14 protein-coding genes are annotated in these 14,763 nt (G+C 41.5%); 9 read left to right on the plus strand and 5 right to left on the minus strand.

Features of this window, described 5'->3' with window-relative positions:
* Positions 1 to 115 precede the first annotated feature (115 nt).
* Complete coding sequence (locus UH38_RS09835; protein ID WP_045054459.1) at positions 116 to 1,483, minus strand: serine hydrolase domain-containing protein; 1,368 nt, start codon at positions 1,481 to 1,483, stop codon at positions 116 to 118.
* A gap of 54 nt (positions 1,484 to 1,537) precedes the next feature.
* Between UH38_RS09835 and UH38_RS09840 the strand changes: the two genes are divergently transcribed.
* The 3 genes from UH38_RS09840 (at position 1,538) to UH38_RS09850 (ending at position 3,068) form a co-directional block, all read left to right on the plus strand.
* Positions 1,538 to 2,170, plus strand: coding sequence for a glutathione S-transferase (locus tag UH38_RS09840; protein ID WP_045054460.1), 633 nt, complete (start codon positions 1,538 to 1,540; stop codon positions 2,168 to 2,170).
* Positions 2,171 to 2,197: 27 nt separating this feature from the next.
* Positions 2,198 to 2,563, plus strand: a complete 366-nt coding sequence (locus tag UH38_RS09845; protein ID WP_045054461.1) for a Lin0512 family protein — start codon at positions 2,198 to 2,200, stop codon at positions 2,561 to 2,563.
* 241 nt (positions 2,564 to 2,804) lie between these two features.
* Positions 2,805 to 3,068 (plus strand): hypothetical protein, encoded by a 264-nt coding sequence (locus tag UH38_RS09850; RefSeq protein WP_045054462.1) that lies wholly within the window; start codon positions 2,805 to 2,807, stop codon positions 3,066 to 3,068.
* 15 nt (positions 3,069 to 3,083) lie between these two features.
* Here the strand turns inward: UH38_RS09850 and UH38_RS09855 are convergent, their stop codons facing one another.
* Together UH38_RS09855 and UH38_RS09860 are read right to left on the minus strand one after the other, a co-directional pair.
* Complete coding sequence (locus tag UH38_RS09855) at positions 3,084 to 5,321, minus strand: Piwi domain-containing protein (RefSeq protein WP_045054463.1); 2,238 nt, start codon at positions 5,319 to 5,321, stop codon at positions 3,084 to 3,086.
* Positions 5,318 to 6,184: a PD-(D/E)XK nuclease family protein gene (locus UH38_RS09860; protein WP_235355169.1), complete on the minus strand. Its 867-nt coding sequence runs from the start codon at positions 6,182 to 6,184 to the stop codon at positions 5,318 to 5,320. Before UH38_RS09860 ends, UH38_RS09855 begins: the two co-directional genes overlap by 4 nt.
* A 53-nt stretch (positions 6,185 to 6,237) precedes the next feature.
* Between UH38_RS09860 and UH38_RS09865 the strand changes: the two genes are divergently transcribed.
* From UH38_RS09865 to UH38_RS09875, 3 genes are all read left to right on the plus strand, one after another.
* On the plus strand, positions 6,238 to 6,594 hold the full coding sequence (locus tag UH38_RS09865; RefSeq protein WP_045054465.1) for a helix-turn-helix domain-containing protein: 357 nt from the start codon (positions 6,238 to 6,240) through the stop codon (positions 6,592 to 6,594).
* Positions 6,591 to 7,268, plus strand: a complete 678-nt coding sequence (locus UH38_RS09870) for an ImmA/IrrE family metallo-endopeptidase (protein ID WP_045054466.1) — start codon at positions 6,591 to 6,593, stop codon at positions 7,266 to 7,268. The genes UH38_RS09865 and UH38_RS09870 overlap by 4 nt, the downstream gene beginning before the upstream one ends.
* A 388-nt stretch (positions 7,269 to 7,656) precedes the next feature.
* A complete protein-coding gene (locus UH38_RS09875) occupies positions 7,657 to 8,253 on the plus strand; it encodes a Uma2 family endonuclease (protein ID WP_045054467.1) in 597 nt (198 codons plus the stop codon).
* A 1-nt stretch (position 8,254) separates the two neighbouring features.
* Here the strand turns inward: UH38_RS09875 and UH38_RS09880 are convergent, their stop codons facing one another.
* The gene (locus UH38_RS09880) at positions 8,255 to 10,396 is read right to left on the minus strand and encodes a TonB-dependent receptor plug domain-containing protein (protein ID WP_052672327.1); all 2,142 of its coding nucleotides are present in this window, start codon (positions 10,394 to 10,396) and stop codon (positions 8,255 to 8,257) included.
* Positions 10,397 to 10,613: 217 nt separating this feature from the next.
* Here UH38_RS09880 and UH38_RS09885 point away from each other — a divergent pair, with 217 nt between their 5' ends.
* Entirely contained in the window at positions 10,614 to 11,033 is a 420-nt protein-coding gene (locus UH38_RS09885; RefSeq protein ID WP_045054469.1) for a BlaI/MecI/CopY family transcriptional regulator, read from the plus strand.
* An 8-nt stretch (positions 11,034 to 11,041) separates the two neighbouring features.
* A complete protein-coding gene (locus UH38_RS09890; protein WP_235355170.1) occupies positions 11,042 to 11,899 on the plus strand; it encodes a M56 family metallopeptidase in 858 nt (285 codons plus the stop codon).
* Here the strand turns inward: UH38_RS09890 and UH38_RS09895 are convergent.
* Entirely contained in the window at positions 11,889 to 13,625 is a 1,737-nt protein-coding gene (locus UH38_RS09895) for an energy transducer TonB (RefSeq protein ID WP_045054471.1), read from the minus strand. The two genes, UH38_RS09890 and UH38_RS09895, sit on opposite strands and share 11 nt — an antisense overlap.
* A gap of 352 nt (positions 13,626 to 13,977) precedes the next feature.
* Here UH38_RS09895 and UH38_RS09905 point away from each other — a divergent pair, with 352 nt between their 5' ends.
* Positions 13,978 to 14,640 carry a MotA/TolQ/ExbB proton channel family protein gene (locus tag UH38_RS09905; RefSeq protein WP_045054473.1) on the plus strand — a complete coding sequence of 221 codons (663 nt, stop codon included), beginning with the start codon at positions 13,978 to 13,980 and terminating at the stop codon, positions 14,638 to 14,640.
* The last annotated feature ends 123 nt before the right edge of the window (positions 14,641 to 14,763 follow it).

The following is a 14,763-nucleotide window of genomic DNA, read 5'->3' on the forward strand; positions in this document are numbered from 1 at the left end:
CTCTTAGATTACTAACTACGATTTTGAGCCATGCCGAAGGTGATATACATTCTACTGGGGAGGTAGATCGAAACTTACACAATCTACGTGCTTATGGGTATTTCGTTATGATAAATCAATTCGTAAAAGCCGCTAAGATTTGAGGAATGAATTGCTGGCGCGTTGCTTGTTCGTTTTTGCCTAGATGGACGATAACGAGTTGATGTGAAGGGATAATGGCAATGTATTGATCTTGAAATCCTTGAGCAGTGAGAATCTGGTTTTGCTCAGAGGATGCAGCCACATTCATCAACCAGAAATGAGCGCCATAATTTTTCTGAGGTGCAAGCTCAGCGAGCGTGCGACTGTACTTTACCCAACCTTCCGGTAAAATGCGTTGTCCTTCCCACACACCATCTTGCAAATAAAGTAGACCAAATCTCGCCCAGTCTCTTGCTGTAGCGTACATGAAAGACGAACCGACAAAGGTTCCCGATGCATCTGGTTCGATAACAGCACTCTGCATCTCCAGGCGATTGAACAAGGCGCGACGGGGGAAAGTTAGATAATCGGCATCGCTGGCGATCGCGTTGCGGATAACACGGGAGATAATGTTAGTTGTGCCACTGGAGTATTGCCACTTAGTATTTGGAGTAGCTGCTAAGGGTTGATTTGCAGCATATCCAGCCGTATTGGCTCGACCAAATAGCATTTGAATCAAATCTCCTAGAGGGCTTCCTTCATCTTCGTTAAACGTCAGTCCGCTACTCATGTGCAGCATTGAATCTAGAGTAATTTGGCTGCGGCGATCGCTCCACTCTGGCATCAGGTTTTTATCCTTGAGCGATAGTTTATCCTCCTTGACAAGAATACCTACAAGTGCGTTAGTTACGCTTTTGGTCATCGACCATCCAGGTAAAGGCATTTGAGCGGAAAAGCCTGGTGCGTAACGTTCGGCAACAATCTGACCTTGATAGACAATAACTACAGCCCTAGTATGCTGTTGGGGACGAAAAACCGAGTCCAGAGCTAGTTTAAGTTGTCTTTGGTTAATTTCCGGTGGTACTGAGTCCACTTGTCTTAGCGATCGCCTTTCGTTTAGTTTTTGGGGAACTAGGGGCAGTGACTTCACTTGCGATCGCAAGCGAGCTTCAGTAGTATCGATAACTAGAGTACAACCAAGCCCAGGACGAAAGATGGCTTGATGTTTTGCCCAGCCGAAAATATTAGCTGTTGCAGATTGTTGCGATCGATTGATTTTAACTTGAATTGACTTGACAATGGACTTCTCCAGTGCCGATAAGCCTTCAATCTCAGCTAAAACGTCTCGATCGAAAACAGATTCTTTTGAGCGCCCAGAGACAAACACGCCCGAACAAAATTGTTTTGCTTGGTAAGCTGTGCCAATATTTAAAATCCGCCATAAGGTATAGCCAAAATAGCTGACAAAACCTAAGCTAATTACACCCAAACTCAACAATAAATACTTGAGGCTTTGTTTCATCTAGTAACTACCAATTTCTTACAGAATGAATAAGAACAATTAACTAAGAATTTTATGCTCGTCGTCCACCATTTAAACAACTCTCGTTCTCAGCGCATCCTTTGGCTGTTGGAAGAACTCGGACTCGAATACGAAATTAAGCGTTACGAGCGCGATGTGGAAACCATGCTAGCACCAGCATCATTACGCGCAGTACATCCTCTCGGCAAGTCTCCAGTTATTACCGATGACTCGCTGACTTTGGCAGAGTCGGGAGCAATTATCGAGTACCTAGTCGAGCGCTATGGCAATGGAAAACTAGCTCCTGCGCCTAGTACAGACCAGTGGTGGCAATACAAATATTGGCTGCACTATGCCGAAGGTTCGGCAATGCCATTGTTGGTAATGAAGTTGATCTTCAACCATTTTGATTTAGGAGATTGTAGCGCGTCTACCCAACTGATTGCACCTCAGATTAAGCTGCACGTTGACTATATAGAAGGCGAATTAAGTAAAAGTACGTGGTTTGTCGGCGAGGAATTTACCGCAGCCGATATTGCGATGAGCTTTCCACTAGAGGCAGCAGAGGCGCAGCTAGGCTTAGATGCAAGTTATCGACAGCTTAAGAGTTTTCTCGATCGCATTCATGCTCGTCCAGCCTACCAAAAAGCGCTGGAACACGGCGGTAAGTACGAGATTTTGAAATAATTGGGTAGTTTTGAGGAAATAACAACAATGGTGCAAAAACGCCTAATTATTGAGATGGGCATGGGTATAGATCAACACGGGCAAGAGCCAACCGTAGCCGCTGCTAGGGCGGTACGTAATGCGATCGCTCATAATGCTTTACCTGGTGTCTGGGAGGTAGCAGGATTGAGCGATCCTGACAAGATGATCGTTGAAGTCAAAGTAGGCGTACCATATCCCGAACAAGTACGGGAAGCAGAAGTGCTGGCAGTGTTGCCTTTTGGGCGCAAGTCTTTAACTGTAGAGACTGGCGGGATGGTAGTTCAAGGTCGGGCGATCGCTTCTTTGCACGATAAAAACGATGAAATGCTAATTGCTGTTGCTGCTGTTACGGTTTGGGTAGATACTGACTGAAAAAGACAGTTTTGGAGCGATTTCGGGCGATCGCGCCCGTTTTTGACTTGCACTTTTCTCTGAGGCGAGGAGCGCACTTTTCCGTAGAAATAGCCACGTCAACTGGATCTTCATATATAGTTCAGTGAATTTTCGCTTGTTTGCCGAGGAGTAACAACGTTAGATTGCTTTCTAAATTCTGTTACTCCTACCAAGTTGAAAAAATATCGCTAACTGTAATTCAAGGAGCCTGCATTTTGCTATGAGCGATCGCCCAATTATTGTTAATCAATTAAGTTTTAAAAGAAAGTTTGTAGCTGCCTTGATTGATGGAGTTATTTTAAATACTGGTTTAGGAGTTATTCTGGCGGTTGTTTCCAACATTGCTAGCGATATTGCCTTGCTCAATGCCAATGTTGGTAACTTTGACTTAGTATTCAGTTTGGTTTACTTCGCTACTTTAGACAGTATTCCTAAACAATTAAGACTCGGTAGAAGATTGGTGGAAAGTACATTTACAAAGTAGTAATGTTGTTTTTATTTATAACCAAAACTGGCGATCGCCCATAAGCATACTACGAGGGTAAATCCCCTTCAACCGTAACTCAGCTATACGATCTGAGCCAAACAATGGCATTGGTAGCCGAGGTTCTCTTAAGGCTCCGTGATGTAGTAGTGTAAGCTTCAACGTAGTTTCTAAAACACTTTCGATAGACACTTGATGTCCTCTTGGATGCACAATCAAACGTAAGGGGCGAGCCAAGCCAACACTATCGTTAACCTTAGTCGTTACTAAAATTGCTTCTTGTGGCGATAATTTTAAGGCTAATCCTTGTGTTGGTGCAGTGATATTTTTGCCATTCAAGTTATACAGTCGCGGACTTCCAGATTTTTTGCACTCTACTAAAATAAACTTTGCTTCAATTGCCTTAGCCCACTCCAATAAATGATCTACTTCTTTGCCACAAAAAGGACCATCACGATAAATCAAAACAGTTTTATTTCTTAATTCAGTTTCAGGTAGCAATGTTTCCAAAAGACGTTGAGGAACTTCTTCCCCTTCAATTAGCGAGTCTTCTAACTGATAGCGGATGAACTCCCCTTGGCTACCATAGAGACGAATGCTGGCACAAGCATTTAAAGTTCCTGGTAGATGTTTTTTAGCAACTCTTGAAATATCTAAGCCAATAAAATAGTCGGCAATTTTTAAAGGTTCAGCAAGCACAAAAGGTAAGTTACCTAATTTTGCTAATATTCCTGGAATTACTTGATTAAGAATTTGTTTATGATTGACATTATTAAGTGTGTCATCATAAATAACTTGACTTGCAATTCCACGCCGGAGTAATTGAGAATAAATGCGCTGGTAGAGGCTGCCACCTTCGTCATCATCAGCATTGCGATCGCTTTGGGGCAGAAACACTAAAACAATATCAGTTGGTATAATAACTAATTCATTGACCGCTTTTTCTACCTCTGCTCTAAGAACAGCACCGTTTAAATCTTTAACTGATAGATGTTTTTTATTTACAACATCGCTACTAAATTTATACTTTTTTAGCCTTTGCTTGATACTATCTCCATTAGTACCTTCCAAAAAAGCACCTACACTCGAATCACAAAGTTTTAAGGCAGAAATTCTGATGCTTCTTGATAAATCGCGATAATCCTCATGTCGGCGGTAAACACCTCCTTGAGATAAACCAACAAGGACTTGACCTCTAATCCCTTTAAAATTTCCACCGAAGAGGAGCGGAGTTTGGTCAAGGGGAGTTGATGGCTGCCAGAATAAACCTGGATACTCACGACTATTAATACTGCGCTCTAGTTTAAAACCATAACTAGCTAAAGCAGCTTGAGCTAATTTTTTATTAGACTCTATCAGAGTTTGTCGTTCTCGGTCGCGAATTTTTGCTACTTTAAGTAAATTTCCATATTTAACTTGAAATCGCTCGGAGGTTTCTGCTGTAACGCATGGGCGTAGTGCTGCTAGAGGATAACGAAACTGCTTTTTATTCTTCCCAAACTGTACGCTCACTACAGGTTGCTCTGCTGGCGCTTCTATCAGCTTTGCTTTACTAACTGAGCCTTGCGCTAACTCGATCAACTCTTCCCTCTGTTCTCCAAGCGTGCCAACAATTTCAGTAATAGTACAGTTGCCACCGCGTTCTATTTCTTGAACTTTAAAACCTACTAAAAGCTGCTCTGGATTTTGCCGATAAGGATGCTGCTCAAAAAAATCTGCCAAATTGACTATAGAAACAATCTTGCTACGAATGGTTAGCGTTAAACATGGTTTTAGTCCGTCTAATAATTCAATTGTTTCTGCCCATATATCTGCTTTGCGTACAACTTCTACTCCGTTTTTAGAAAAAATAGGAGTAACTGGTAGGGAACGATTGACTTTTAATATTTGCCCTGCAAGTTCAGCCGAAACTTTTGGCGTTACTGATGGTTGACGTACCCACTGGATTGAGTAGGAGCGATTGCCAATGTCTGCTTTTAAATCTTCTTGAATTTCTGCTATCGCATCTCGCCATTCGCTTGGACTTGGCATTTGTTGACCGAGTGTTCCTAAAACCCAAAAATATCCTTCGTGCCATGACACAACAACTCCAGGAAATTTCCGGCTAAAACGAAAACCCAAACGATTTGCTAATTCTTTATCAATTTCTGGCGTTACTCGGAAACACATTAAGTTAAGTGGCGATAAAATACTTAGGGGCATAATTTCGCTCAAATGTACCGATTCTTGAGCCACAGAAACTATAGCAGTCATATAGAAACCTCTATAACAGAATAGTTGCAGATTGAATTAAATGAGCAGGAGCGGCAAGCACTCCCAGGATTTGCTGGAAAAATTTGGTCAAATAAATCTGGATTTTTGCGATAGCTTGCTAAATTTTTTTGATGTTTTTGAGCTATTTTTGAAAACTCAATTTGAATTGCTTTTAGTTGGATAGGTGTAGCAGCAATTTCTGCTGACCGTTTTCCATTTTCTAGATTGTAAAATGAAGCAATAGCAGGTTGATTGGGATATAAATAGCTGGCTGCTAGTAAGTAGACATAACCTTGTCTTAGATCGAATTCACTTTTACCAGTTTTAAAATCTAGAATATGTAGCGTTCCATCTGGCTCTCTAAAAATACAGTCTGTTGCTGCATATAAATTAAACTGATATTTACTGTATTCAATCAAGATCGGTTTGGGAATTCCCTCGTCTCCTCTACTTAAACGAATAATTTCTTTACCAAGTAATATGGGATCTTCTTGATATCTCTTTAAAACACTGATTATTCTTTGCCGAACTTCCTCTGGTTCTTGATTTAAAGATAAAGCTTCTGTTACTTGCTGCAAGCTATTTGCTCGATCCAGTATCAAGTTATTTTGATGGAATTCGTACACTCCTTTTTGTGCTAAATGTCCAATTTGCTGCTGTTTAGTATTTGTCTCGTTCAAAGCCTTAATAGCTGGCTCTTGGGAACGTGCTTTACTAAAGCCTCGTTTCATATCGCAATGCAAGCTTTCTTGCCCTATCGCTGGCTCAAATAATGACCAAAGGTGAAAACTTGCAGAAGGTCGCCACGCCATAAATCTTGTATTTGTAGTTGGCTTTTTAATCAACAACAATAGTACCCTCATATTGATTTTTTCGTCAAGTTTTAATATGATATAGAGTCAAGTAGGTTAAAAACGTGGGTCAAACTTTTGGTCAACTTATCCGTCAAGCACGTAAAGATAAGGGATACAGTCAACGAGAACTAGCCAAGCTGGTAGAGCTAGATTTTACATACTTGTCTAAATTGGAAAACGATCGCGCAGATTATCCGCCCAAAGAGTATGTAATACAACAACTAGCACACTATCTAGATTTAAATAAAGAAGAATTAATTTTTTTAGCTGGTCGTATTCCTCAGCGTGATGAGGACTTTATCAAGCAAAATTATAAAACAATGCCCGCTCTATTCCGGCGAATGCAGGAAAATCCTGAGTTTGCCCAAAGGATATTTCGGGAAGCTACACAAATAGAAACTGAGGAGACACAAAGTTGAGCTTGTTCAAGCCGTATCGTTTCATTCAAGATACAGAGATTGAAGCTAAGGCAAATAACCTGCTTAAAAGAATGAAGGAGACTCCTAAATATGCTCCAAAATGGCCCTTTGATGCGACTCGTGTTGCAGATTTTTTAGATATAGGGGTTTGTTGGGAAAGCATCCCTGCTGACAAACAAGGGCAAATAGCAGCACTAATTTTTCCTGTAGAGCGCCAAATTGTTTTAAATGAAGATATTCCTCAACTAAAGGGAGGATTTGGTGAATCTACGTTAGCGCATGAAATTGGACATTGGGAACTTCATATCGATCGAAACGTAGCTGGTATATTTGAAGAAAGAATCAAGCAGGGTTTAGAAGTCAATATGCAACCCTTTTTGTGTCGTAGTGTTAGCGGACAACTGCAAAAAATTGAATGGCAAGCTCAAAGATTTGCAAGCTACTTACTGATGCCCCAGTACATTTTGGAGCAAATGCAAGTCGGACGGGATTTAACTAACTGGAAGCACCTTTATGCAATAGCTGATGAGCTAGGTGTAACAATATCTAATCTAAAAAATCATTTACAACAGCTAGGATGGATTATTATTCCTGGCAAGTCTCGCCAAATATATTTAGGTAATGCTGCACCTGGAAAAAGAATAACCCGTTTAAATGATAAATTTAGAACTTAAAATTGAAAATTACTAAAATAATTTCTTAATTAAGTATTTGGTCAATCTATTTTAAGATTGCCAATAAAAAGTGAAGTTTTTGAAAAATGGGCACTCTCCTTTTATTAAACTCTGTTGAGATTTGTGCCAAAACTTATTTAAACTTGCTTGCCTTAGACTGGATTTAATTATTTCTACCTAGTTAAGTTTGCTTATGTAAAGAGACTTTGCATAAGCCTTAGCGCCGTTTTAATTCTTCAGCATTTATATTGTGTTTGTTAAGTTGCGATCGCTCTCAACTACAATACTGTAATTATTATTCTAAGCTTGAGTCAGTGCTTTTTATTATTAGTGTGGAAACCGTTAAAAATAGTTAGATTAGAAAGTATGCCTTTACCTAGATTAAGCTATGGATGCAGTAACAGTTAGTTTACCGCCAACATTGCAATTAACTATCGATCTAACAGACGAGCAGTTTTTTCAGCTATGTCAGAATAATGGCGACTTGAAGTTTGAGCGCACAGCATCGGGAGAAGTGTTAATTATGCCACCAACAGGGGGAGAAACTAGCAACAATAACTTTGAGCTTTCGGTGCAGCTAGGAATTTGGAACAAACAGCATAATTTAGGCAAAGGTTTTGACTCTAATGGTGGCTTTACGTTACCTAGTGGTGCAGTCCGCGCCCCTGATGCGGCGTGGGTGAAGTTAGAACGCTGGCAAGCCCTTACTCCTGAGCAAAGGCGCAAATTTCTGCCCTTATGCCCTGATTTTGTCGTGGAGTTGCTTTCTCCTACCGATTCGCTCAAACAAACTCAGCTAAAAATGCAAGAGTATATAGACAATGGTGCGCTTTTGGGTTGGTTGATTGATGTAGAAGCCCGACGAGTAGAAATATATCGCCCCAATCGTGATGTGGAAATACTAGAAAACCCAGTAACTTTGTCAGGTGAAGACGTATTACCAGGCTTTGTATTGGATCTTAGTTCGCTTTTGACACCACCTTAAGCTAAAAATCTGACGAAACACCAACTCGAAAAGTTAAACCAGGGTGATAGATGCGGTTAGATTTTTCGTAACGCACATCTGCCAAGTTCTCTAGATAAAGATTTAAACCCAAATTTCGCCACAAAGGTACTCGCGCTGCTAAATCTAAGTTTAAAAACGAAGGCGAATAATCAGTATTACTATCGCCAGGATTGAGAAAGAAGGCTCTACGCGCCCCGCCGAAATAACTTGCATACAAATTCACTTGCCAGCCGTTAGAGTTGTAGCCTACACCAAATTGAGCTACTGAAAAAGGTATTAAACCTAATTGCAACCCTGCTTCTGCACCCGATTTGATTTTGGCATCTGTATAAGTGTAGTTGAGGAAAGTTGACCACTGGGGGCTAATTTGCCACCTTAGCGCTGCTTCTAAACCGTTGGTATTGACACGCCCGATATTTGCCCAACGCCCGTTTTGGATGCCCAAGCGATCGCTTAAACTGCTACCAAAGTAGGTAAATTGTCCAGTCAAGCTAGGAGATAATTTAACATCTACTCCTGCTGTCCAAGAGGATCCTTTTTCTGGTTCTAAATCTGGGTTAGGCAACCAGTTATGTACTGTATCGAAAATATATAGCTGATCTAAGCCTGGATTGCGCTGTACTCCCGCCCAACTACCGCGTAAGGCAACATTACCGCTAGCTGCCCACCTCAAGCCCACGCTGGGGTTTAAATAGCTGCCAAATTCGCTATTAAAGTTTTGGCGCAAACCTAAATCGGCTTGCAATGCATTATTAATTTTCCACGTATTTAAAGCAAATAGGGCGGTGCTAAACCTATCTCTACTTTCTGATTCATTTAGGCGGCTGAGATTAGGCGCTGTACTCAAAACATCGCCATTCAAGTCCTGATTTTGTAAATCTACTCCCCAACGCAGATTGTTACTAGAGTTTAGTTGCCAATCGTGTTCTACTCTAGCTGCAAGTCCGCGCGAATTGAGCGTACCTGTGCGGTAAAAAACGTTTTGCGTCGGTCCGTAGGTATTAAAGTAGTCTTGGTTGTAGGAAAGTGTTGTTTTTAAAACTGAATCTTCCCCATTACCCAGCAAAGAGCGCCAAGATAAACCAACATTAAGTACATCGTGGTCTAATCTATCTCTTTGCAAAGGGAAACCAAAATAAAGTAACCCTCTACGGCTGCTAATTTTATATGCATCCAAACTTAGGGTGTTTCTAGAATCTAAATCTAGCCCTAAACTACCAAAATAGTTGCTAGTAGAAGTATCGCCGTTAAATAAATATCCTTCCGCGTCGCGGTTTGCTGCGCCTTCAGGTACGCGGTAGCGGTTTTCTGCTTCGTACTCTTCATAGCCTAAGTTGAACCTCAAAGAGCCAAAAGTACCGCCGTAACTAGCGCGATATTGAGACTGTTTGAAAGAACCAAATTCAGCTACACCGTTAAAAGTCGGAATTTCTGGTCCTTGTTTGGTAATAATGTTGACAACGCCGCCAAAGGCTTCCGAACCGTATAACGTCGAACTTGTGCCGCTTGATAGTTCTACTTTTTCAATTGCACCTACTGGAATACTATTTAAGTCGGTAGTGCCATGATAGGTATTGATATTATTATTAATTGGTCTGCCGTTAAGCAAATATACTGTTTGATTAATAGAGTTACCGCGAAAGTATGTACCTGTGTGGATGTCTGCGCCAAAACCAACGTCGTTGATTGCAAATCCAGGTAATCCTCTTAAAACTTCTGCTAAACTGTTGGGGTTTTGCAGTTCAATTTCTTCTGTAGTAATTTCGTAAACTGGGGAGGATGTTGGCGAAAAAGTTTCTCTTTTTCCCTCTACTTCTAACTCAAATTCTAGTGTATTTTTAGGACTAGAATCGCTTTCGTCGCTAGCATCAATTTCTATTTCTTCTTCTGTTTGACTTTCTTCTAGATCGTCAGGTTGCTGTGCTAATAACTTTGCTTCAGTAGCAGGCTTGATATTAGATTGACTAATTTTTGCTGCGTTCAATTTTTGAATTAGTCGTTCGTAGTTAGGGCTATTATTTGCTTTTTTTAAGTCTGCTAACGTAATTTGTTTAGCTGTAGCAGCGGATATAAACACATAGTTAAATAAAACAATGCTTGGCAGAAGGAAATATAATTTCATGCTTATGAATTGAACAATATTGTCATAGTAAAACCAGGAAATTCATCTACTTATTGGCACAACAGCCTAAAAGTAAGAAATTCCCAAGTTTTGAGTTAATTTAATTTGAGCTTATATTAAAGTAAATAAAGTAACCGTCGGTGTCAAAAGACAAGCTGTCAAACTTAAGGTTGGGCAATTTGCGATCGCAAGTAAATAGAAAAAAGGTTTAATGTAAGTGGCTCCTTTACCTAATTACCGTCCTAAACAACTATCTCTAGGTCCGCTGGAGTCAGAAATTTTAAATATCATCTGGAAGCTCGGTTGCGTAAGTGTGAAAGATGTGCATGAAAGCATTTTGGCTGACCCAGATCGAGAATTAGCTTATGCTTCTGTAACTACTGTGTTGCACCGCTTGACAAAAAAAGGCTGGCTAGAGTGCCATAAACAAGGTCGTGCTTTTTATTGGCGACCAACTGTGACCAAGCAGCAAGCACAAGCAATTGAAGCTCACGAGCAATTACATAAGTTTTTGGCTGTGGGCAACCTGGAAATTGTCGCCGCGTTCGCAGATAACCTAGATGCTGCTAGTGTAGAACAATTAAGAGCGATCGCCCAAAAAATTGATGCTGTACGTCAAGCAAGGGAGAAAAAGTAATGCATCTAATGATGATTCTGGCTGCTTTGGGTTTGACTGGGTGGTTAAGAACTCGTAGTTCTTCTGCTTCTCAATGTAGTTGGGATCGACGGTGGCAACAGGCGATGTCGTTATTCGTATTGCCGCCACTGCTACTAACTATGACGGCTATTTCTATAGTCTATATGGGAGCGGAAGAAGTACCCCTGCTGTGGGAGTGGCAAGGACGATTTAGTTACCTGCTAGCTACAGGTTTTCTGGGACTAGCGGGCATTTTGTTACTCAAGCAAGCTAGCCAAAGTTGGCTGTTGCAAAGACGAATTCGCAATTGTCCTCAACATAAGTTACTAGGTGTAAGTAGCCGCGTTCTCGATAATCCTGTTCCCTATAGTGCTTTAGTGGGCTTGTGGCAACCGGAATTGATTGTCACTCAAGGCTTGTTACGCACCTTAGACAACGAGCATTTAGAATCGGTGTTTAAACACGAACAAGGACATTGCTATTACGCAGATCCTTTCTGGTTTTTTTGGCTTGGTTGGGTGCGCTCTTATACTGCTTGGCTGCCCCAAACAGAAGCATTATGGCAAGAATTATTACTACTACGGGAAATGCGTGCCGACTATTGGGCAGCGCAACAAGTAGACCCGCTGATTTTGGCGGAATCTTTGTTGCAAGTAGCTAGCAATTGCTCTATGTTTGCCGATAGTTGCTGTACTGCTTTTAGTTGCAGCGCTACGCGCGATCGCTTGCAAGAACGCATAGATGCGCTGCTATCATCAGATGTAGACGTTCTCAACTCTAGTTTGTGGTCTTGGAATTGGTTGTTACCAATTTTGCCTTTATTAGTTGTTCCCTTTCATACTTGCACGCATTTATCTACTCATTAGCTGAACTGGCTGGAGGTTGCGATCGCAATTGACGTAAAGATTGCCGCAGTTTTGTTTGACTTTGGGGTGTAGCTCGATTTGCAGCGGGGCGCTGACGGCGCAAAGATTGACGCAATCTACTTTGACCATTAGCTTGCGATGTTGCTGCTCTTTGACGTTGGCGTTGTGGTACGTCTCCCGCTCTACGTGGTGCTAGGGTTTCTACACGCCTCCGTGACGTAGTTATGGGAGTGCGACGCGGTGCTGTGGCGTTTTGAGTAGATGTTCTATTTCTGATGCGACGAGTTAGAGGCTGTGAAGATGCAGTTTCGCTGGGTGTCATATTTCTAATGCGACGCGACGATCTCGGTGCATTTGCTGTTTCTGTAGTTGGTGTAGTGCGTCTTTGCTCGGTTTGTTGACGTTTTTTGCGCCGTTCTCGACGTTGGCGCGATCGCTCCGATCCCTCTATGGCAAAGTCTATGGGGACAACACCCCGCGTTCCACCGTTTGTAGGCTTCAATTTCCACCGTTTTGCTTCGGCTAAAGCTGCTTTATCTAGCTCTGAGTGTCCGCTAGAACGCGCTAACCTCACTTTAGTGACATTACCTTTACTGTCTGTATCAAAGCTAATTTCTACTTTGCCTTCCAAGCCCCGTCGCCGCGCTTTTTCTGGGTATTTTGGTTTGCTACAACGAACGCAACCTATACCGTCTGATGCTCTTGAGTTTGGATTACTATCTGGTTGAGAATTTGTCGCTCTAGAATTTTGCGTTGCTGTAGGTACGGTTGAGCCACTTCTTCGACTTGTAGTGACTCTAGAACCTTGGCTTGCACTACCTGTGGGAATTCGACTGCTATTAGCACTACTACTTGAGCCACTACCTCTAGCAATTCGACTGCTATTAGCACTACTACTCGAACCGCTACCTGGAGTAGTTTGACTGGTAGTATTACTTGTGCCTCTAGTTGTGCTAGCTACAGGATTACTTCCTGCTTGATTTCTCAATTTATTAGCAATATTGCTTTGGCGATCGCTTATTTCACCAGGGTTACTTACTGGAACGCTATTGCTGGGCTTTGGCTGTGCGTTTCTGGTGCTTGCGAGTATATTTCTTAATTGGCGATCGCTTGGCTGTTGTGCTGGAGATGTGGGGCGATTAGCTGATTGGATTGGTGGCGCTGGTTTTGGACTTGCAGATATAAGGGGTGGAGAACTAACAGTAGGTTTTGGTTTAGTAACAATTTCTGTAGGTGCAGTTACTTTAGCAACTGGTTGTGGCTGGGGGTTTATAGTTGCTTTGGGCTTTTGTTGGGGAATTGGTTGAGTTTTCAACGGTTCAACTTTAATAGGTGCAACTGCTATAGGTGGCTTTTCAGCCTTAATTGAAGGTTGAGATGGAGCGATTTTTGCAGCTTTTGGCGATCGCGCTGGCTGTGTAAATGCTCTTGTAGTTGTAATCTCATTGCTGCTTAAAGCGATCGCGTCACTATTATTATTGCTAGTCGAGCTTATTTTTGTTGGTGGCGTTTGTTTTTCTTCCTTGGGCGGATCTGGTAGTTCGACGATCTCTATTTCTAGTGGCTCGTCTTTAATTTCCGTTACTTTTTTGGTTAAATTGCCAATATTTAGACTTAGCACCCCTATGTGCAGAGCTAGGGAGCCAATTAAACCGAGCGTTAGAAAAGAATTGAGTTTTTTTGCTTCTTTTTCTCGCTGCTCTCTAGCAATGCTTGATAAGCTCATAGTTTATTGAGTGCTATTGTCATTAATTTACTTGTGTTAATTATAGATGTCTAGAGCGTCAATACATATATTTACTCCTAAAAATCATCAATATTTTTAGATTTGATTTTTAGATGCAAGTTTTAAATCTTTAGCCTAGTGTCGATTGCAGTTGCAATATTTAAGACTCTAATCTCTAGTCGAAGTTTGACAGCTTGTCTTTTGACACAGGAATTTACTCGTTTTATAATCGGAAAACTATTATGTTTGCTTCTAAAGCCTGCGATCGCCAAGCAAGAGTTAGTTGCGACTATTCTCAATACATCAGATACTCCCGATCCAGCTTGTAGGGTAGCGCTAAAAACCAAGTTATATGGAATTTAAAAATTTATTCGCAGCAGGCGGGATAGTGATGTATCCACTGCTGGGACTTTCGATAATCGCGATCGCATTAGTTATCGAGCGTCTGGCTTTTTGGGTGCGTCTGAACAAACGTCAAAACAGAGTTGTCAAAAGCGTATTGCAGCTATACCGCCAGGGAAACATGGGCGGAGCATTAGATAAGCTCAAGCAAAACGGCGACTTACCTATGACGCGGATCTTCATCGCGGCGCTGATACTAGAACAACCAACACCAGATGAATTTCGCCTCGCTTTAGAAAGCGAAGCTCAAGCAGAAATACCGTTACTCAAAAGATTTAACACTTTATTTGACACAGTTATTAGCATTTCACCTTTGCTAGGGTTACTCGGTACAATTTTAGGTTTAATTGCTTCCTTTGCTTCTCTAAATATTGGTGAGGTAGGCGGTAGTCAATCAGCACAAGTTACTTCAGGAATTAGCGAGGCGCTGGTTTCTACAGCATCGGGGCTAATTGTGGCTATTTTTACCTTGTTGTTTGCTAATGCATTTCGGGGCTTGTATTTACGGCAAATAGCACTAATTCAAGAATATGGCGGTCAGTTAGAATTACTCTACCGTCGCCTATACTATATAGATGCGGAAACGAGCGAAGCTGAAAAAGCAAAGATGTAGAGTTTTAGGCAGCATTTTAATTGCTATTTAGATGTAATTGAGTAAGGCGCTCGCTAACTCTTTATAAAGGAATTTGCGGATTTTTTACCGTTTGTCGTGAAGTAAGGATATAGTCGCTTAGTT

The sequence above is a fragment of the Aliterella atlantica CENA595 genome, from assembly GCF_000952155.1.
In the GTDB taxonomy this organism is placed as follows: domain Bacteria; phylum Cyanobacteriota; class Cyanobacteriia; order Cyanobacteriales; family Chroococcidiopsidaceae; genus Aliterella; species Aliterella atlantica.

Excerpts from the sequence above, each read along its gene's own strand:
- UH38_RS09835 (WP_045054459.1), bottom strand. The coding sequence starts at position 1,483 with ATGAAACAAAGCCTCAAGTATTTATTGTTGAGTTTGGGTGTAATTAGC.
- UH38_RS09840 (WP_045054460.1), top strand. The coding sequence starts at position 1,538 with ATGCTCGTCGTCCACCATTTAAACAACTCTCGTTCTCAGCGCATCCTT.
- UH38_RS09845 (WP_045054461.1), top strand. The coding sequence starts at position 2,198 with ATGGTGCAAAAACGCCTAATTATTGAGATGGGCATGGGTATAGATCAA.
- UH38_RS09850 (WP_045054462.1), top strand. The coding sequence starts at position 2,805 with ATGAGCGATCGCCCAATTATTGTTAATCAATTAAGTTTTAAAAGAAAG.
- UH38_RS09855 (WP_045054463.1), bottom strand. The coding sequence starts at position 5,321 with ATGACTGCTATAGTTTCTGTGGCTCAAGAATCGGTACATTTGAGCGAA.
- UH38_RS09860 (WP_235355169.1), bottom strand. The coding sequence starts at position 6,184 with ATGAGGGTACTATTGTTGTTGATTAAAAAGCCAACTACAAATACAAGA.
- UH38_RS09875 (WP_045054467.1), top strand. The coding sequence starts at position 7,657 with ATGGATGCAGTAACAGTTAGTTTACCGCCAACATTGCAATTAACTATC.
- UH38_RS09880 (WP_052672327.1), bottom strand. The coding sequence starts at position 10,396 with ATGAAATTATATTTCCTTCTGCCAAGCATTGTTTTATTTAACTATGTG.
- UH38_RS09890 (WP_235355170.1), top strand. The coding sequence starts at position 11,042 with ATGATGATTCTGGCTGCTTTGGGTTTGACTGGGTGGTTAAGAACTCGT.
- UH38_RS09895 (WP_045054471.1), bottom strand. The coding sequence starts at position 13,625 with ATGAGCTTATCAAGCATTGCTAGAGAGCAGCGAGAAAAAGAAGCAAAA.
- UH38_RS09905 (WP_045054473.1), top strand. The coding sequence starts at position 13,978 with ATGGAATTTAAAAATTTATTCGCAGCAGGCGGGATAGTGATGTATCCA.